Genomic DNA, 17,916 nt, shown 5'->3' with positions numbered 1-17,916 from the left:
CCGTTCCCGGTGAGCTGGTCGTAGAGGCACTAACCGATGGGCGAGGGGTACGCATGACCGACACCGGCCAGGTCCCGGGCGAGGGACTGCCGGAGAACGCAGGCATGGTGGAGCAGCCGGGCGTTGCCGCGCACGGTGCGTACACCTACCTCTCCGAGACCACCGCCGAGGACGAAGACCTGTTGCTGCTGCCGGGCGCCCAGGGCGCGTGGGGCAACGAGGTCGCCCCGCCTGCGCCCGAGCCGGTCGTGGAGACCGTGCACGAACCGGGACCGCACGAGACGGCCGGCCGCGACAGCGGCGCGCACGACCTCAGTGCCGTACGCACACCCGGGCCGGCGCCGACGCTGCCGATCCCGCCCATCACCCCGCGGCGGCCCCTGCACCTCGGTCCGCCCATCCCCGACGCCTCCGCCAGCCCCGTCCGCTCCCTCGCCGACCGCGGCCCCGCGGGCGCACCGGCCCGCCAGCCGGTCCCGTCCACCGCCGAGTACCTCGACGTCCAGCAGCCCCTGCGCGAGATGGCCCCACAGGGCGCCGCCCCCTGGGGCGCCCCGGCCCCGGCAGGGACCATGGCCCCGCCTGCCGAAACGGTTGTCCCGGTGCCGGAGCAAGACTCCGGGCCGATGGGCGCGGCCCAGGCCGCCATCGACCGCCTCGCGCCCCAGGAGGCCAGGTACGCCGAGCAGACCGCGGCGACTGCGGACGGTCACGCGTCGCTGCCCGACGAGAGCGCCGGGCCCGAGGCGGCTGTCGAAGGCATCGCGCAGGCCGGTGACCTTGCCGCGAGCGCGGAAGACCCGCAGGCGACCACCCCGGTCGCGGCGGAGACCGTGGACACCCCTGTCGCCGCGCACGTGGCCGACGCCGAGCCGCTCCCGACAGAGGCTGCCGCGGGGGTTCCGGAGGGCGCCGAGCCCGCGCCGGTGACTCACGAGGGCGCGACCGCCGTACCCGCTCCGGAAGGCGGGGAGCTCCCTGGGACCGGAGTGCCGGGCGAGGCGGAGCCGATCGACATCGCCGACCAGGCGGCAGGGCCCGAGGCGGCCGGTGACGCGGGCGAGGACGCCGCGGGCACGGCCGTTCCGGAGGCTGGGCAGGTGCCGGGTGCCGAGGGTGACGGGGTGCCGGGTGCCGTGGATGGTGTCGGGCACGTCCAGACGCCGGGTGCACTGCCGGGTGCCGAGGCTGCCCCGATGCCGGGTGCTGTGGATGGTGTCGAGCACGTCCAGACGCCGGATGCCGAGGCCGCCCCGATGCCGGGTGCTGTGGACGGTGTCGAGTACGTGCAGACGCCGGATGCCATGCCGGGTGCCGAGGGTGACCTGGTGCCGGGTGTCGTGGATGGTGTCGAGCACCTCCAGACGCCGGACGCCCTGCCGGGTGGTGCCGAGGCCGCCCCGATGCCGGTCGCCGTGGATCCCGCGGTTGCCGCTGCGGCGCCCGGTGCCCTGGATCCTGCCGCTGCGGTGCCGAGTGCAGTGGAGGGTGTCGAGGCCGCCCCGATGCCGGTAGCCGTCGACCCCGCCGTACCCGATGCCGTGGACCCGGCTGTCGCCGAAGTGCCCGTCGCCGCCGAGGTCCCCGACCCCGTGGCGGTAGCGGATGGCACCGAAGTCCCCGTCACCATGCACGCGGCCGACGCACCTCAGTCTCCGGACGCCGTATCGGTGCCCGGCGAGCAGCCCCCGCTCCCGGAGGCCGTTCCGGTACCCGGCGCCGAGCAGCCCTCGCCCGCCGTGCCCGTCCCCACCCCTGAGGCGTACCTCGGTGCCGAGACGCCCGAGACCGCCGAGCCCCACCCCACCCCGGCACCGGAGACCGCCGCGGCCGAAGTCGCCGAGCCCCAGCCCGTACCCGTACCGGCGCCGGAGTCCCTCGACCCGCAGTCCGCCCCGCAGCTCGCCCCGCAGGCGGTACCCCTGGACGCCGCGGCGGAGACGGCGGCCGCACCCATGGCCCCCACGGCCCTGCTGGCCGAGCCCGCGCAGGTCCCCGAAGCCGTACCCGAGCCCGCTCCCGCCCCCGAGGCCGTGCTCGCGCCCGCCCCCGATGCCGTCCAGCCGCCCCCGGGCGTGCCCGAAGCCACCACCCCCGCCCCGGAGATCCCCGAAGTGCCGTCCCCCGAGTCCACCGACGCGGAGCAGCCGCCGCACCCCGCGGACAGCGTGGCCGCCGTGGCGCAGCCGGAGCCGCCCGCCGCCGTCGCGGAGCAGGCCGAACCGCAGGACGGCGCTCCCGCGGACGCCGAGGCGCAGGCCGAGCCGTCGGCCCTCATCGACGCGGCCGCAGACGCCCCCCACGCCACCCCGGCCCCCGCTCCCGCACCCTCGCTCCTCAGCCAACCGGCAGGCCCCCAGGTCCTGTTCGTGGACCAGGAGCAGGGCCAGGACCAGGACCACGGCCGGCCCGTCGCGGAAGTCCCGCAGCCGGTGGGGCAGTTCGTCCCGGTCGATGGCTCGGTCCCGACGACCCCGCATCTCGCGCCGACCCCGCCGCAGGCGCTGGTCCTCCCGGCGGAGGAGCAGCCCGGCGTCCCCGCACCGCGTGACGGTGACCCCGAGCTCGTCCAGCACGCCGACGACCTCGACACCCGGGACGCCGATCAGGAAGAGAGCACGGCCGCCGTGGAAGAAGCACGCCCCTCCAACGGCCCGGCCGCGCCCGCCTACGACGACGCCGAGCGCGAGGCCGTCCTCAAGGTCATGCGCGAACGCCGCGACATCCGCAACGGCTTCCGCAGCGACCCCATCCCGCACGAGGTGCTGCTCCGGGTCCTGGAGGCCGCCCACACCGCGCCCTCCGTCGGCCACTCGCAGCCCTGGGACTTCGTCGTCATCCGCTCCGCCGAGACGCGCGCCGCGATGCAGGACCTGGCCCAGCGTCAGCGGGAGGCGTACGCCAGGTCGCTGCCCAAGGGCCGGGCCAAGCAGTTCAAGGAACTGAAGATCGAGGCCATCCTCGAGACCCCGGTGAACATCGTCGTCACCGCCGACCCCACCCGCGGCGGCCGCCACACCCTCGGCCGGCACACCCAGCCGCAGATGGCCCCCTACTCCGCCGCGCTCGCCGTCGAGAACCTCTGGCTCGCCGCCCGTGCCGAAGGCCTAGGCGTCGGCTGGGTCAGCTTCTTCGACGAGCGCGAGATGGTCCGCGCGCTCGGCCTGCCCGAGCACCTCGAAGTCATCGCCTACCTGTGCGTCGGGTACGTCGACGAGTTCCCGGACGAGCCCGAGCTGATGCAGGCGGGCTGGTCCAAGCGTCGCCCGCTGTCGTGGGTCGTGCACGAGGAGACGTACGGCCGTCGCGCCCTGCCCGGTGAGGAGCCGCACGACCTGCTCGCCGAGACCGTCTCCCAGATCCGCCCACTGGACGCCAAGGCGCTCGGCGAGGCCTGGGAGCGGCAGAAGCGGATGACCAAGCCGGCCGGCGCGCTCGGCATGCTGGAGATCATCTCCGCCCAGCTCTCGGGGCTGTCCCGGCAGTGCCCGCCGCCCATCCCGGAGCCCGCGGCCGTCGCGATCTTCGCCGGTGACCACGGCGTCCACGCCCAGGGCGTCACCCCCTGGCCGCAGGAGGTGACGGCCCAGATGGTCGCCAACTTCCTCGGCGGCGGCGCGGTCTGCAACGCCTTCGCCGGCCAGGTGGGCGCCGAGGTGTGCGTGGTGGACGTCGGCGTCGCGGCGGACCTCCCCGCCACCCCCGGCCTGCTGCCCCGCAAGGTCCGCGCGGGCACCTCCGACATGACCACCGGCCCCGCGATGACCCGCGAGGAGGCCAAGCAGGCCATCGAGGTCGGCATCGAGACCGCCCGCGACCTGGTGGCGGCCGGCAACAAGGCCCTGCTGACGGGCGAGATGGGCATCGCCAACACGACGGCGTCGGCCGCGCTCATCTCCGTCTTCACGGACACCGACCCCGCCGAGGTCACCGGCCGCGGCACGGGCATCAACGACGAGACCCTCGCCCGCAAGACCGAGGTCGTCCGCCGTGCCCTGGAGGTCCACCAGCCGGACCCGGCCGACCCCATCGGCGTGCTCGCCGCGATCGGCGGCTTCGAACACGCCGCCATGGTCGGCCTCCTGCTGGGTGGCGCCTCGCTGCGCACCCCGGTGATCCTCGACGGCGTCAGCGCCGGCGCCGCGGCCCTGGTCGCCCGTGCCATCGCGCCCGAGGTCCTCGCGGCCTGCATCGCGGGTCACCGCAGCGCCGAGCCCGGTCATGTGGCCGCCCTGAACAAGCTCGGCCTGCGCCCCCTGGTCGACCTCGACCTCCGCCTGGGCGAGGGCACCGGCGCCCTGCTCGCCCTGCCGCTGGTGCAGAGCACCGCACGGGCGATGCACGAGGTCGCGACGTTCGACTCGGCGGGCGTCACCGAGAAGTAGACGGCCGGTACGGGGGTGGGGAGGGCGTCCGTCGCGCCGACCCCACCCCCGCCGTACGCTGAATCCGCAGCTTAAGATCCGCACGTCAGGGCAGCTCCAGAGCCGTAGCGCCCATCGCATCGCCTGTTCGAGGAGCCGCACCCTCATGGCCCAAAACCCCGCCTACCCCGTAGGTCTCCGCCTCACCGGCCGCAAGGTCGTCGTCCTCGGCGGCGGCCAGGTCGCCCAGCGCCGCCTCCCGGCACTGATCGCCGCGGGCGCGGACGTCCTCCTCGTGTCCCCCGAGGCGACACCCTCGGTCGAGGCGATGGCGGACGCGGGGGAGATCACCTGGGAGAGGCGGCCGTACGCCGAGGGCGACCTCGCCGACGCCTGGTACGCCCTCATCGCCACCAGCGACACCGACGCGAACCAGGCGGCCTCCGCGGAGGCCGAGGCGCACCGCGTCTGGTGCGTCCGCTCCGACGACGCCGACCAGGCGACCGCCTGGACCCCGGCCACCGGCCACAGCGAGGGCGTCACGGTCGCCGTCCTCACCACGGACGCCAAGGGCCGCGACCCCCGCCACACCGCCGCCATCCGCGACGCGGTCGTCGAGGGCCTGCGTGACGGCACCCTGGTCGCGCCCCACCACCGCACCCGCACCGCGGGCGTCGCCCTCGTCGGTGGCGGCCCCGGTGACCCGGACCTCATCACGGTCCGCGGCCGCCGCCTGCTCGCCGAGGCCGATGTCGTCATCGCGGACCGCCTCGGCCCGCGCGACCTGCTTGCCGAACTCCCGCCGCACGTCGAGGTGATCGACGCGGCGAAGATCCCGTACGGCCGGTTCATGGCCCAGGAGGCCATCAACAACGCGCTCATCGAGCACGCCAAGCAGGGCAAGTCGGTCGTACGCCTCAAGGGCGGCGACCCCTATGTCTTCGGCCGGGGCATGGAGGAGCTGCACGCCCTCGCCGAGGCCGGCATCCCGTGCACCGTGGTCCCGGGCATCTCCAGTTCGATCTCGGTCCCGGGCGCGGCCGGCATCCCGGTCACCCACCGCGGTGTCGCCCACGAGTTCACGGTGGTCAGCGGCCATGTCGCCCCGGACGACGAGCGTTCCCTCGTCGACTGGCCCTCGCTCGCGAAGCTGACCGGCACCCTGGTCGTCCTCATGGGCGTCGACAAGATCGGCAAGATCGCCGAGACCCTCGTCGCGCACGGCAAGTCCCCGAACACCCCGGTCGCGCTCGTCCAGGAGGGCACCACGGCCGCCCAGCGCCGCGTGGACGCCACCCTCGCCACGGTCGCCGAGACGGTCGTCGCCGAGGAGGTCAGGCCGCCGGCCGTCATCGTCATCGGCGAGGTCGTGAACGCGGGCACGAAGACCGGGGAGTAACCCCGGGTAACCCAAGTCGTCCCCAGCCGTTGGCACCGCACCCAGAGCAAGGCAGTATCACCCTGTGGCCGATCTCATCACCGTCGAGGATCCCGACGACCCGCGCCTGCGCGACTACACAGGCCTGACCGACGTCGAACTGCGCCGCAGACGAGAACCCGCCGAGGGCCTGTTCATCGCGGAGGGGGAGAAGGTCATCCGGCGGGCCAAGGACGCCGGCTACGAGATGCGGTCGATGCTGCTGTCGGCGAAGTGGGTCGACGTCATGCGCGACGTCATCGACGAACTCCCGGCCCCGGTCTACGCCGTCAGCCCTGACCTCGCCGAACGGGTGACGGGCTACCACGTCCACCGCGGCGCGCTCGCCTCCATGCAGCGCAAGCCGCTCCCGACCGCCACCGACCTCCTCCAGACCGCCCGCCGGGTGGTCGTCATGGAGTCGGTCAACGACCACACCAACATCGGCGCGATCTTCCGCTCGGCGGCGGCGCTCGGCATGGACGCGGTCCTGCTCTCCCCGGACTGCGCCGACCCGCTGTACCGCCGCAGCGTCAAGGTCTCCATGGGCGCGGTCTTCTCCGTCCCCTACGCCCGCCTCGACACCTGGCCCAAGAGCCTGGACTCGGTCCGCGAGGCCGGCTTCACCCTGCTCGCCCTCACCCCGGACGAGAAGGCCAGGACCCTCGACGAGGCCGCCCCGCACAAGATGGACCGGGTCGCGCTGATGCTCGGCGCGGAGGGCGACGGCCTCTCCACCCAGGCCCTGGTCGCCGCCGACGAATGGGTCCGCATCCCGATGGCCCACGGCGTCGACTCCCTCAACGTGGGCGCGGCCGCCGCGGTCGCCTTCTACGCGGTCGCCACCGGCCGCCCCGCGCTCTAGCCCTCGCCCCGATCTTCGAGGGCGGCGTGGAGTTCTTCGACAGCGTTCTGCCGACGCTCCGAGCCCTCAGCGGGCCGAGTCGAACGTCGCCTCGAACCGCTGCTTCATCAGCGGCCCGTCGTCCGCGGGCGTCACATGCACCCGCTGATGCCGGACGACCTCACGATCGTCCTCGAGCCCCCGGGCCGGCCCCTGGCACCCCTGGGCCGCGGCGATACCCAGCGCCACCAGCAGCGTCACCACCACGAACACGAACAGCCGCTGCCTCAGCAGCCGCGGATTGGCGGGCCGACGCCCCGTCCCCGTGGTCCGCGGCCCCGGCCTGCCGGCCCCGCTGCGCGGCGCGGGACGGTTCCCGGAACGCGTGGAGTTGCGCGAGGCGGGCGTGGGCCGCGCCCCGTTCCGGGAGGCCCCGGTGCCACCCCGGGAAGCGGACCCGTTCCGCGACGACTGCGAGGACCCGCGCGGAGCGGAACCCCGGGGCGGGGGAGTGCGCTGGGTGGGCCCCGGCGCCTGGCCCTGCGGACGCCGCTGCGCACGCTGCTGCTCCGGATAGCTCTCGGCGAGCCGCCCACTGGGCCGGTCACCGTCACCCGCACGCGGCGCGGGCGGCCGTACGTCCGCCATCCCCTGCGCCTCGCGCGCGGCGATCTCCTTGAGCCGCAGCGACAGTTGGAGCGTGCTGGGCCGCTCCTCGGGGTCCTTGGCGAGACAGGCACGCACCAGCGGAGCCAGCGCGTCCGGCACCCCGTTGAGCTGCGCCTCCTCGTGCACCACGCGGTACAGCATCACCTCGGAACTGCCGTGCCCGAAGGGGGAGTCGCCCGTGGAGGCGTACGCCAGGGTGGCCCCCAGCGAGAACACGTCCGTGGCCGGGGTGACGGCGGCGCCGCGCACCTGCTCGGGCGCGAGGAAGCCGGGCGAGCCGACGGCCGTCCCCACATGGGTGAGGGTGGAGGCGCCGGTCGCCCAGGCGATGCCGAAGTCGATGATCCGCGGCCCCTTGGGGGACAGCAGGATGTTGGACGGCTTGAGATCCCGGTGCACGACCCCCGCCTCGTGCACCGCGACGAGCCCCTCCGACAGGGCGGCCCCGATGGCGGCGACCTCGGCCGCGCCCAGGCAGCCCTCGTCGGCGACCTTGTCGTGCAGGGAGGGCCCGGGCACGTACTGCGTGGCGAACCACGGACGCTCGGCGTCCAGGTCGGCCGCGACCAGCCGCGCCGTACAACCGCCCCTGATCCGCCGGGCCGCCGAGACCTCACGCGCGAACCGCGAACGGAACTCCTGGTCCTCCGCCAGATCGGGCCGGATCACCTTGAGCGCGACCCGCTGCCCCTTCTTGTCGGAGCCCAGGTAGACGACGCCCATCCCGCCCGCGCCGAGCCGTCTGTGAAGCCTGAACGAGCCGACGACGCGCGGGTCCTCGCGCCTCAGGCGCATCATCGCCATGTTCATCCCCGCTGCCCGGTCCGTCTGACGAGCCACAGCTTACGTTTCCACGGCCGCCCGCGCGCAGAGGCCGCGCCCTCTCGTCCCGACGGATTGTCAGTGCCGGGTGGGAGAATTGAGGGGTGGTCAGGGAGCTTGCGAGCAGGGCGGCTTCGCCGCAGCTGTGATCCCAACCACCCGTCACAGAAGGGGGATTGAACCCGTGAAGGGTGATCGCGTGGAGATAGTCGTGGACGCAGGTGACACGACGCGCACGTACGAGGTGGTGGCGAGCAGGGCGGGCCGCCGAGTGGAGACGGCGGTACGCCGAGGTGTCGTGGAAGTGAGCGAAGTCACCCGGAGCGGCACGGTGGTCCGTACGGCCCGCTTCATGGCCAACCGGGTCCTGGCACTGGTCGAGCAGCCGGTGCCGCGCGAGGACGCCTCGGAGAAAGCGGGACAGTCCGGGCAGCCCCTCCGGGAAGACCCCAAGACCTAGGCCCTCGTCTCCACCCAGGGGAGTAGGCCGCAGGTCACGGCTCATCCTCCGGGAGGCCCGCCAATCGGTACGAGGGCATGACGTCCGGCAGACCCCGGGCGCCTAGATTTGAGGTCAAGCGGCGGGTGCAGCACTCGTCCCCCGAGGTCAGACACCCGCCGCTTGCCAACGACAACGGAGAACGGTCAGGAGAGGGACCATGGCCCACACGGCACCGCGGACGCTGATCCGCGCCCAGGAGCGCAAGCCCCGCCGTCAGGGCCGGCGCCACCCCTTGGTGGCGACACTCATGGCCCTCCCTCTGGCGGCCCTGCTCCTCCTCGTCTTCGACGGCTGGGAGACAGTGGCCACACAAGCGTCGTCCGTGGGCGTGATGCTGGGGCGCTGAGCGGCGACCCCAGGCCCGGAAGAGCGGTCCGGGCGGGGACATCCACCCATGAAACCCCGTGGGGACGGGGGTGCGGCGGACGGCACAGATGCCGGTGCAGCTGGGGAGCTGCGCCGGCATTGCCGTGTCCGCACCCGTCCGGCGTTCGAGGGCGAGAGCTTGCCGTCCCGAGCCCTCACCCGCCTGGAGGGGGCTCTGCCTCTCGACGCGGGTCCCGCTGTTTCTGCCGGTCCGGCGTTCGAGGGCGAGGGTTTGCCGTCCGGAGCCCCCACCCACCCGGAGGGGCTCCGCCTCTCGATGCGGGTCCCGCTGTTCCAGCCCGTCCGGCGCTTGAGGACGAGGCCCTTTCGGGGCCGACGGGGGTCTGGGGGCGGAGCCCCCGGGGGGCCGGGGCCGAAGGCGCGGCGCCCCTGGAGGATGGGACGGGTAGGGGCGGCGGGGGCGAAATCAGCCCGAGCCCAGCCACAACACCGAGCACCTGACGGCCGCGCCTCCCCGTACCCTCACGACCAGACAGCGCACCACCGCCCAGGGAGCCCCGTGACCACCACCCCCTTGCTCTCCGAGCTCACCGCCCGAGTCAAGGCCAGGGCCCACTCCCACACCACCGCGTGCCCCTGCGGAGCGACAAGCGTCCTCGCCGACCGCCCCGACGCCACCGTCGTCCGCCACGCCGACACCGTCGCCAAGGCCCACGCCCCGGACACACCCCCCACCGAGCTGTCCTCCCGCCTCACCACGGCGACCACCCTGCCCGACGTCCTCCTCCCCCCACTCACCCCGACGCCGGTCATCCTGCACGGCCGCCTGGTCACGTTCTGGCCCTACGGCACGCCCGTGGACCCGGACGCCCCGGACAAGGCCCCCTGGGAAGAAGCCGCAACCCTCCTCGCCCACCTCCACCGCGCCCCCACCCCACCCGGCACACCCCCCATGCGCGGCCCCGCCAAGGCGGCCCAGTCCATCGCCCGCCTCCGCACCACACCCAAGGCCCCCGAACCCCTCGTACGACCCGTCCTCGACGCCTGGTCCGCCCTCCCCGCCTGGGCCCGCGCCGAGGCCCCCATGCCGGACACCACCACCCTCTGCCACGGCGACCTGCACCTCGGCCAGCTGGTCCGCCACCCCGCCCCGGACGGCCCCTGGCGCCTGATCGACGTGGACGACCTGGGGCACGGCGTGCCCGCCTGGGACCTCGCCCGCCCCGCCGCCTGGTACGCCTGCGGCCTGCTCCACCCCGACGACTGGACCCGCTTCCTCGACGCCTACCGCGCGGCCGGCGGCCCGGCCGTCCCCGCGGACGGCGACCCCTGGCCCGCCCTGGACGTCCCGGCCCGCGCCCTCACCGTGCAGACCGCGGCCCGCGCCCTGACCAAGGCCGCCGCGGCGAACCGCTCCCTGGACGAGGTCGAACAGCTCCTTGTCGACGCCTGTGCCCGAATGGGTTCGGCCCCGCCCGAGTTGCCCCGGACCAACGCGAAGTAGGGTGCAACCGACCGGAGCCGGACAGTGTCTGTCCTGGCGTAACGCGAAGCAGGACCAACCGGCGAGGAGTTGAGCCGACGATGCAGTGTCCGAAGTGTCACGCGCCCATGCACACGTACAACCGCAACGGTGTTCAGATCGAGCAGTGCAGCGGTTGCCGCGGGATCTTTCTCGACTACGGCGAGCTGGAGGCGCTGACCCGTCTGGAGTCCCAGTGGACCCAGCCCGGCCCGCCGCCCCCGGCCGCCCCGCAGGCCTACCCGGCGGCACCCGCGGCCCCCATGGCCCCCGCCTGGGGCGCCCCGCAGCACGGCGGTCACGGTGGCCACTACGGCCACAAGCGGCACAAGAGCTTCGGGCACATGCTGTTCTCCAGCTGACAGCCGGCAGACACGAAGAAGCCCCCGGCCGCAGGGCCGGGGGCTTCGGTGCGTGGACGATACTGGGATTGAACCAGTGACCTCTTCCGTGTCAGGGAAGCGCTCTCCCGCTGAGCTAATCGTCCAGGTCAGCCACCCCGTGAGAGGGGCTGCGTGCGCGATACTGGGATTGAACCAGTGACCTCTTCCGTGTCAGGGAAGCGCTCTCCCGCTGAGCTAATCGCGCGGGTCAGACCGTCGACGATCCGTCGAAGATCCAGTGGACGATACTGGGATTGAACCAGTGACCTCTTCCGTGTCAGGGAAGCGCTCTCCCGCTGAGCTAATCGTCCTTGGAGGTGGAGACGGGATTTGAACCCGTGTAGACGGCTTTGCAGGCCGTTGCCTCGCCTCTCGGCCACTCCACCAGGAGTGCGGGGGTCGGGAAGATCCCCTTGCTCTTTCGAGCGAACGACGAGGTTCGAACTCGCGACCTCAACCTTGGCAAGGTTGCGCTCTACCAACTGAGCTACGTTCGCCTGTCTTTCCGATCCGCTTGCGCGTCCCGGCGACGTGTTGAACTCTAGCGGATTCCCGGGCCAGTACAAAAACGCGTTTGTGCAGCGTGCTGCGCCGCACGAACGCCGGCACCTGGTCAGGGGCCCCGGAGGGACATGACCAGGTCACCTGTCGGACACCCGCCCTAGACTCGACGCGTGCCCGACCTGCCTCCCCTCGCCCGTTTCGGCGAGCGCCTCGCCACCGGCCTCCTCGATGTCACCAGCGACCCCGCCGCTCTGGACTCCAGCGGTTTCTGGGCGGTCTGCGCCGACTTCGAGGGCCGTCTGACCTGCGCCCGCTTCCGTGACGTACGACACGCGCCGGTGCCCGCGCCGGTGCCGGGGCGATGGCACGGCCCGGCGGCCGACGGCTGGACCTCCTCCCTCGACCGCGCCGGATACACGGCCGGCGTCCGCCGCGTCCGGGAGCACATCGCGGCCGGCGAGGTCTACCAGGCCAACCTCTGCCGCGTCCTGACCGCGCCCGTTCCGCCCGGCGCCGACGTGGACGAGCTGACCGCCCTGCTGGCCCGCGGCAACCCGGCTCCGTACGCGGGAACGATCCGGCTGCCGGAGCACGGTGTGGAGATAGCCACCGCCTCCCCCGAGCTGTTCCTGCGGCGCGACGGCCGGATCGTCGAGTCCGGGCCGATCAAGGGCACCGGCCGCACCGAGGCGGATCTCCTGGAGAAGGACTACGCCGAGAACGTCATGATCGTGGACCTGGTCCGCAACGACATCGGCCGCGTGTGTGCCACCGGCAGCGTCAGCGTCCCCGACCTGTGCGCCGTGGAGAAGCACCCGGGCCTCGTCCACCTCGTCTCCACGGTCCGCGGCGAGCTGCGCGACGGGGCGGGCTGGCCCGAGCTGCTCGACGCCGCCTTCCCGCCCGGCTCCGTCACCGGCGCCCCCAAGTCCAGCGCCCTGCGGATCATCGACGCCCTGGAGACCGCGCCCCGCGGCCCGTACTGCGGCGGCATCGGCTGGGTCGACGCCGATCGCGGGACGGGTGAGCTGGCCGTCGGCATCCGCACCTTCTGGATCGACCGCGCCGAGGGCGTGCTGCGGTTCGGCACCGGCGCCGGCATCACCTGGGGCTCGGACCCGGAGGGGGAGTGGCGGGAGACCGAGCTGAAGGCGGCCCGGCTGCTCGCGGTAGCGTCGGGGACGTACGAGGTGAGTGGGGGACCCTGACGTACCGTGCCGGCCCGGGGCTTCCGGTCCGGCCGCGGTCGGGACCCCGGTACAGACATGCGAGGTAGGACCAGTGAAGGTTTGGCTCGACGGCGGGCTGCAGGACATCGAGTCCGCCCGTGTCTCCGTCCTCGACCACGGGCTGACCGTGGGCGACGGCATCTTCGAGACGGTGAAGGCGGTGCACGGCGAACCGTTCGCGCTCACCCGGCACCTCGACCGGCTGACCCGCTCCGCCCGCGGCCTCGGACTGCCCGACCCCGACCTCGACGAGGCCCGCCGCGGCTGTGCGGCCGTCCTCGAGGCCAACCCGATGGCGCTCGGCCGGCTCCGCATCACCTACACCGGCGGTCGCGGCCCCCTCGGCTCCGACCGCGGCGAGCACGGCCCGACCCTCGTCGTCGCCCTCGGCGAGACCACCCGCCGCCCCGACTCCACGGCCGTGATCACGGTCCCCTGGACGCGCAACGAGCGCGGCGCCCTCGCGGGCCTGAAGACCACCTCGTACGCCGAGAACGTCGTGGCGCTCGCCCGGGCCCGTGAGCACGGCGGGTCCGAGGCGCTGTTCGCCAACACGGTCGGACAGCTCTGCGAGGGCACCGGGTCGAACGTCTTCGTCGTGCTGGACGGCGAGCTCCACACCCCGCCGGTCACCTCCGGGTGCCTCGCGGGCATCACGCGCGCGTTGGTCGTCGAATGGACCGGCGCCAAGGAGACCGACCTGCCGCTGGACGTGCTGGAGCGGGCCGACGAGGTCTTCCTGACCTCCACGCTGCGGGACGTGCAGGCGGTGCACCGCGTCGACGGCCGCGAACTGCCGGGCGCCCCCGGCCCGGTGACCGCGAAGGCCATGCGGATCTTCGACGAGCGGGCCGGGAACGACCTCGATCCGTGAGATCCGTGCGGCGCCCCGGAAAACGGGCTGACGCACGCGCGCGTGGCGGGTAGAACACCCCTGATGACCACGACACTGCGGCCGACCGAGCCGCTCCAGCACCACGCCGACGGCACGCGTTCACGCCACTACCAGGTGTGCGTGAACAGCCGTCCGGTCGGCGCCGTCCACCTCGGCACCTCGCCCGCCTTCGGCGACTCGGTGGCCCGCGTCCACGACCTGCGCATCGAGGAACCCGACCGCAGGCGCGGCCGGGGCACGGTGGCCGCGCTCGCCGCCGAGGAGGTCGCGCGGAGCTGGGGGTGCCGGCTGATCGAGCTCAGCGTGCCCGCGGACGCCGAGGCGGGGCTGCGGCTCGTCCGGGCCCTCGGTTACGTCCTGCGCAACCGCGGCATGGTGCAGCGACTGGGCGAGACCCCGCCCGAACTCCCCGCCGGCAGCCGGGCCCGCCCCATGACGCAGGACGAGTTCGACACCTGGCTGGCGCACGAGTCGGAGGAATACACGCGTACGTGGATCGAGCGCGGCGTACCCGAGGCCGAGGCACGCGCCAAGTCGCAGCGCGACCACGAGACTCTCCTCGGCGACGGGCTGGCCACCGAGGACGTGTGGTTCAGCGTCCTGGAGCACGAGGGCACGCGCGTGGGCACCCTCTGGCTCGCCCTGCGTGACGGCAGGCCCTTCATCTTCGACGTGGAGACCGAGGAGGCCCACCGCGGCCGGGGGCACGGCCGCACCCTCATGCTCGTGGCGGAGGCCCAGGCCCACGCCATCGGCGGACGGACCCTGGGCCTCAACGTCTTCGCGGGCAACACCCCGGCCGAGCGGCTGTACGAGTCACTCGGCTACGAGACGACGCAGTACACCTTCCACAAGCCGCTGTTGTAGCGCCGCGACGGCTCAGGCGCCCGGCGCGGCCAGCAGCCGGTCCACGATCTCCTCGATGCGCTCGCGCAGGCCTTCCTGGCTCTTGCCGCCGTCGAGGCGCTCGCCGTCGACGACATAGGTCGGCGTGCCGGTCACGCCGATCGCCTTGCCCTCGGCCTGGTCGGCGTCGACGATCAGGATGTGCCGGCCGTCGATCAGCGCCGTGTCGAACTCCTCGGCGTCCAGCCCCAGTTCACCGGCGACCTCGACCAGGAGGGGCTCGCCCGCACGGTCCAGCTCCTCGACCCGGTCCAGCACCGCCTCGACGTACTCCCAGCCCCTGCCCTGCTCCGCGGCCTCCTCGGCGGCCTGCGCGGCGGCGAAGGCGTGCTTGTGCTTCTCCAGCGGGAAGTGCCGCAGCCGCAGCTCCAGCCGGTCGCCGTAGCGGGCCCGCAGAGCCCGGATGTCGTCCAGCGCGCTCCGGCAGTCCGGGCACTGGAGCTCGCACCAGACGTCGAGCACGGGGACGACGGGGCGCACGGGGGAGGAGTCGTTCATGGCCCCAGTCTCCCAGCCGGGCGCCGGACGACCCAATCGACCCCGTGCCGTCGTCGGCCCCGCCCGCACCGCGCACCGGCACCTCGGGAGGAGCCGACCCGGAGATGTCCCTGATGTCGGGCCGGAGCATGGCCCCGCGGGGCGGGGGCGGTGCAGGATGGAAGGGACGAGCCGCCCGAGCGAGCCCTGCCTGGAGGACCGGATGATTGCCGAGACCGTCTGTTCCGCCGTCGCCGCGGCGGGCCTGGGCATCGCCGCGGTCACCGCGTACCGCAAGCGCTTCCTGACCGCCGCCCGGCTCGCCGCGTACTCTCTGGTGCCGCTGGGGCTGGTGATGACCGGTGTCGTCGACTGGGTGGCGGACACCGCGTTCAGCCCGACGGCCTGGGCCGGCTTCGGTGTGCTCGGCGCCTCCTGGCTGCTCCTCGTGGGCGTCCGCGCGGTGGAACGCCGGCGCGGCGGCACCCGCAAGGAGCGCAGGGCGGCCCGGTCCGCCCAGGCCGAGGCGGTGGCCCCGGCGGCCTCGGCGCCCTCCCTGGGCCCGACCTCGCGCCCGGCGGCCCGTCCCGCGGCGGCACCGCGCTCCGGCTCCGCGGACGACTTCAGCGACATCGAGGCCATCCTGAAGAAGCACGGCATATGACGGATGCGGGCGCACTGAAACGACACAGTCGGTCAGCAGTCGTACCGAGGTGGTCCACCACCTGATCGGCCCGTCACGGGATCCGGCGAACTACCCTTTCATCCGGGCGTGTTGGTCATCCGGGGGGTGCGGACTGCGTCATCATCGCCCGCGAGATGCTGGACACGACACAGAGCGACGCCGCGCCACCTCAGGACGAGCCGCGCGGGTGCCTTTTCGCCCTTTCCCAGCCACCGCTGATGATCTTCCTTGCGGTGATCGGGTGTCTGCTGCTCATGGCTGCGCTGCACGACCTGCTGCTGCTCTGAGCCGTTCCCGCGGTGCCCGGCGTCACCCGCCGGGTACCGCGTCATCATCGGGCCGACCGTCAGCCGGCCGCCTCCTTGCGGCGCGCCCGGTAGGCGGCCACATGCAGCCGGTTCCCGCAGGTGCGGCTGTCGCAGTAGCGCCGCGAGCGGTTGCGGGAGAGGTCGACGAAGGCGCGCCGGCAGTCGGGAGCCTCGCAGCGCCGCAGCCGCTCCTGCTCCCCGGCGACCACGAAGAAGGCCAGCGCCATCCCGCAGTCCGCCGCGAGATGGTCGGCGACGGAGGCACCGGGCGCGAAGTAGTGCACATGCCAGTCGTAGCCGTCGTGGTCGGTGAGCCGGGGCGTGGTGCCGGCCGCGGCCACCAGCTCGTTGATCAGCACGGCGGCGGCCCTGGCGTCCGGCGCCGAGAAGATCGCCGCGAACCGTCCGCGGATCTTGCGCACCGCCGACAGGTCGAACTCGGACAGAACGCCGACGTCGCTGATCTCGTGCCTGTCCACGAACTCGGCGAGAGTCGCCACGTCCGGCAGCGCGTCCGGGGTCGTGGCGTCCTCCGGGGCGGTGTTCACCAGATCCACCACGGCGTCGAGGGCACACCGCATGTCGTGGGTGATCAGCACATTTCGCTCCCTGGCCTGGGGGTCGGGCGGGCGCCCGCCGATGCTGGCCGATGGTAATGGCTCCACGGGCGCCCGTACCGGCCACGGACCCCGCGAATCGGCCCGAACCGGGTACGCCCACCGGCGCCGCACCGCGAAAATCCGCGGTGACGGCGCCGGTGGGCGTACCTGTATGCGGTTGTGTTGGCCCGAGCCGTCACCCCGAGTCGACGGCGCCGGGCGGCTTGGTGGGGCCTCGCGCCCTAGCTCTCCGCCAGGATGTGCGAGAGCTCCTGATCGAGGTCGAAGTGGCGGTGCTCCGTGCCGGGAGGCACGGCCGCGTCGGTTCGCTTCAGGAACGACTCCAGGGCCCGGGCCGGGGCCTCGAGCAGTGCTTCGCCCTCCGGGGAGCTCAGGGCGATGCACACGACGCCCTGACCGTGGCTGCGCGACGGCCAGACTCGGACGTCGCCGGTGCCGGTGGGCCGATGGAGGCCCTCCGCGAGCAGGTCGCGGGCGAACACCCACTCGACGGTCTCCTCGGCTCCGGTGTGGAAGGTGGCGTGCACGGCGTAGGGGTCGGCCGTGTCGTACCGCAGGCCTGCGGGGACAGGCAGGGAGGACTCGCTCGACACAACGAGGCGCAGGTGCAGCTCGCAGCTGACCGTGGTGTTCATAAGCGCCAGGGCCTTTCGCTCAGTGTGCGCTCGGGGATTCGCACGTCGGCGAAATCGACATGCCACCTACGGTGCCGTTGTAAACCCCTCTGGGTGTTTTGCGTGCCTTTACGTAACTCTTCCGGCCGAGACCCCGTTCGAGAGGTACGACCATTCCGGTGACTGGTTTCCCTCGGGTAAAGTTGGGCCGTATGAATACGGGGAGTGACGAGCGGGCCGAGGTGGCCGTGGCATCGAATGAGACGGGGACCGACGGGGCCCGCAGCGAGCAGGGGCTCGGCTCGAAGGCGCCGGAGTTCATCAAGGCGCGCCGGGTGCTGCACCTGAGCTGGCAGGTCGGCATCTTCGTCATCGGGCTCGCGGTGGTGGTCCTGGGCATCATCATGCTTCCGCTGCCGGGGCCCGGCTGGGTCGTGATCTTCGGCGGCATGGCGATCTGGGCGACCGAGTTCGTCTGGGCCCAGCTGGTGCTGCGCTGGACCAAGCGCAAGGTGACCGAGGCGGCCCAGCGGGCGCTGGATCCGAAGGTGCGCCGGCGCAACATCATCCTGACCTCGCTGGGTCTGGTGATCGTGGCCGCGCTCGTCGCGGTGTACGTGTACAAGTTCGGCTTCGAGATGCCGTGGCGCGTCAAGGACCAGTGACGGGCCGCTGCGGGGGTGCTCAGGCACCCCCTGACATGGGGTAATGTTCTTCCTGCGTCCGGGCGATTAGCTCAGTGGGAGAGCGCTTCGTTCACACCGAAGAGGTCACTGGTTCGAACCCAGTATCGCCCACCCGGAACGTCGGCCCGTCTGCGAGAGCGCA

Annotated in this window: 17 protein-coding genes and 6 tRNA genes; 14 read left to right on the top strand and 9 right to left on the bottom strand. The window is 73.1% G+C overall.

Translation table 11 applies throughout. From position 1 onward, the window contains the following. The first annotated feature begins 53 nt into the window (after window positions 1–53). The 3 genes from cobT to ACZ56U_RS28885 all read left to right on the top strand — a co-directional run bounded on the left by cobT (window position 54) and on the right by ACZ56U_RS28885 (window position 6,646). Window positions 54–4,385 carry a nicotinate-nucleotide--dimethylbenzimidazole phosphoribosyltransferase gene (cobT, locus tag ACZ56U_RS28895; protein ID WP_469086892.1) on the top strand — a complete coding sequence of 1,444 codons (4,332 nt, stop codon included), beginning with the start codon at window positions 54–56 and terminating at the stop codon, window positions 4,383–4,385. A gap of 145 nt (window positions 4,386–4,530) precedes the next feature. After that, window positions 4,531–5,763, top strand: coding sequence for a uroporphyrinogen-III C-methyltransferase (gene cobA / locus ACZ56U_RS28890; protein WP_469086891.1), 1,233 nt, complete (start codon window positions 4,531–4,533; stop codon window positions 5,761–5,763). Between the two features lie 64 nt (window positions 5,764–5,827). Beyond that, window positions 5,828–6,646 (top strand): TrmH family RNA methyltransferase, encoded by an 819-nt coding sequence (locus ACZ56U_RS28885; protein ID WP_469086890.1) that lies wholly within the window; start codon window positions 5,828–5,830, stop codon window positions 6,644–6,646. Window positions 6,647–6,712: 66 nt separating this feature from the next. On the opposite strand, the gene ACZ56U_RS28880 is transcribed toward ACZ56U_RS28885, so the two are convergent. Then, window positions 6,713–8,104 carry a serine/threonine-protein kinase gene (locus ACZ56U_RS28880; protein WP_469086988.1) on the bottom strand — a complete coding sequence of 464 codons (1,392 nt, stop codon included), beginning with the start codon at window positions 8,102–8,104 and terminating at the stop codon, window positions 6,713–6,715. A 196-nt stretch (window positions 8,105–8,300) separates the two neighbouring features. Here ACZ56U_RS28880 and ACZ56U_RS28875 point away from each other — a divergent pair, with 196 nt between their 5' ends. From ACZ56U_RS28875 to ACZ56U_RS28860, 4 genes are all read left to right on the top strand, one after another. Then, the gene (locus ACZ56U_RS28875; protein WP_469086889.1) at window positions 8,301–8,576 is read left to right on the top strand and encodes a hypothetical protein; all 276 of its coding nucleotides are present in this window, start codon (window positions 8,301–8,303) and stop codon (window positions 8,574–8,576) included. Window positions 8,577–8,775: 199 nt separating this feature from the next. Continuing rightward, window positions 8,776–8,964 carry a hypothetical protein gene (locus tag ACZ56U_RS28870; RefSeq protein WP_469086888.1) on the top strand — a complete coding sequence of 63 codons (189 nt, stop codon included), beginning with the start codon at window positions 8,776–8,778 and terminating at the stop codon, window positions 8,962–8,964. Between the two features lie 540 nt (window positions 8,965–9,504). Continuing rightward, window positions 9,505–10,449, top strand: coding sequence for a phosphotransferase family protein (locus ACZ56U_RS28865; RefSeq protein WP_469086887.1), 945 nt, complete (start codon window positions 9,505–9,507; stop codon window positions 10,447–10,449). A gap of 80 nt (window positions 10,450–10,529) precedes the next feature. Next, the gene (locus ACZ56U_RS28860) at window positions 10,530–10,829 is read left to right on the top strand and encodes a TFIIB-type zinc ribbon-containing protein (protein ID WP_469086886.1); all 300 of its coding nucleotides are present in this window, start codon (window positions 10,530–10,532) and stop codon (window positions 10,827–10,829) included. 53 nt (window positions 10,830–10,882) lie between these two features. Here ACZ56U_RS28860 and ACZ56U_RS28855 read toward each other — a convergent pair. The 5 genes from ACZ56U_RS28855 to ACZ56U_RS28835 all read right to left on the bottom strand — a co-directional run bounded on the left by ACZ56U_RS28855 (window position 10,883) and on the right by ACZ56U_RS28835 (window position 11,347). Next, window positions 10,883–10,954 (bottom strand) — tRNA-Val (locus tag ACZ56U_RS28855). A 29-nt stretch (window positions 10,955–10,983) separates the two neighbouring features. Further along, window positions 10,984–11,055, bottom strand: a tRNA-Val gene (locus tag ACZ56U_RS28850). 34 nt (window positions 11,056–11,089) lie between these two features. Further along, window positions 11,090–11,161 (bottom strand) — tRNA-Val (locus tag ACZ56U_RS28845). A 1-nt stretch (window position 11,162) separates the two neighbouring features. Then, a tRNA-Cys gene (locus ACZ56U_RS28840) sits at window positions 11,163–11,236 on the bottom strand. A 38-nt stretch (window positions 11,237–11,274) separates the two neighbouring features. Continuing rightward, a tRNA-Gly gene (locus ACZ56U_RS28835) sits at window positions 11,275–11,347 on the bottom strand. Between the two features lie 177 nt (window positions 11,348–11,524). On the opposite strand from ACZ56U_RS28835, the gene ACZ56U_RS28830 reads away from it, so the two are divergent. The 3 genes from ACZ56U_RS28830 to ACZ56U_RS28820 all read left to right on the top strand — a co-directional run bounded on the left by ACZ56U_RS28830 (window position 11,525) and on the right by ACZ56U_RS28820 (window position 14,345). Next, the gene (locus tag ACZ56U_RS28830; protein WP_469086885.1) at window positions 11,525–12,562 is read left to right on the top strand and encodes a chorismate-binding protein; all 1,038 of its coding nucleotides are present in this window, start codon (window positions 11,525–11,527) and stop codon (window positions 12,560–12,562) included. Window positions 12,563–12,635: 73 nt separating this feature from the next. Beyond that, window positions 12,636–13,457, top strand: coding sequence for an aminotransferase class IV (locus tag ACZ56U_RS28825; protein WP_469086884.1), 822 nt, complete (start codon window positions 12,636–12,638; stop codon window positions 13,455–13,457). 63 nt (window positions 13,458–13,520) lie between these two features. Further along, the gene (locus tag ACZ56U_RS28820) at window positions 13,521–14,345 is read left to right on the top strand and encodes a GNAT family N-acetyltransferase (RefSeq protein WP_469086883.1); all 825 of its coding nucleotides are present in this window, start codon (window positions 13,521–13,523) and stop codon (window positions 14,343–14,345) included. Between the two features lie 12 nt (window positions 14,346–14,357). Here ACZ56U_RS28820 and ACZ56U_RS28815 read toward each other — a convergent pair whose 3' ends face one another. Further along, on the bottom strand, window positions 14,358–14,882 hold the full coding sequence (locus ACZ56U_RS28815; RefSeq protein WP_469086882.1) for a DsbA family protein: 525 nt from the start codon (window positions 14,880–14,882) through the stop codon (window positions 14,358–14,360). A 202-nt stretch (window positions 14,883–15,084) separates the two neighbouring features. Here ACZ56U_RS28815 and ACZ56U_RS28810 point away from each other — a divergent pair, with 202 nt between their 5' ends. Next, on the top strand, window positions 15,085–15,525 hold the full coding sequence (locus tag ACZ56U_RS28810) for a hypothetical protein (RefSeq protein ID WP_469086881.1): 441 nt from the start codon (window positions 15,085–15,087) through the stop codon (window positions 15,523–15,525). A 155-nt stretch (window positions 15,526–15,680) separates the two neighbouring features. Further along, the gene (locus ACZ56U_RS28805) at window positions 15,681–15,833 is read left to right on the top strand and encodes a hypothetical protein (RefSeq protein ID WP_020138043.1); all 153 of its coding nucleotides are present in this window, start codon (window positions 15,681–15,683) and stop codon (window positions 15,831–15,833) included. 59 nt (window positions 15,834–15,892) lie between these two features. Here the strand turns inward: ACZ56U_RS28805 and ACZ56U_RS28800 are convergent, their stop codons facing one another. Then, window positions 15,893–16,453, bottom strand: a complete 561-nt coding sequence (locus tag ACZ56U_RS28800; protein WP_469086880.1) for a CGNR zinc finger domain-containing protein — start codon at window positions 16,451–16,453, stop codon at window positions 15,893–15,895. Between the two features lie 242 nt (window positions 16,454–16,695). Continuing rightward, window positions 16,696–17,109, bottom strand: a complete 414-nt coding sequence (locus ACZ56U_RS28795; protein ID WP_004002642.1) for an SsgA family sporulation/cell division regulator — start codon at window positions 17,107–17,109, stop codon at window positions 16,696–16,698. Window positions 17,110–17,300: 191 nt separating this feature from the next. Between ACZ56U_RS28795 and ACZ56U_RS28790 the strand changes: the two genes are divergently transcribed. Next, window positions 17,301–17,753 carry a TIGR02611 family protein gene (locus ACZ56U_RS28790; RefSeq protein WP_469086879.1) on the top strand — a complete coding sequence of 151 codons (453 nt, stop codon included), beginning with the start codon at window positions 17,301–17,303 and terminating at the stop codon, window positions 17,751–17,753. Between the two features lie 60 nt (window positions 17,754–17,813). Continuing rightward, window positions 17,814–17,885: transfer RNA gene (locus tag ACZ56U_RS28785), tRNA-Val, on the top strand. Window positions 17,886–17,916: the final 31 nt, after the last annotated feature.

This window comes from Streptomyces sp. NPDC034103 (assembly GCF_055575395.1).
This window is presented reverse-complemented; position numbering and strand designations above follow the sequence as displayed.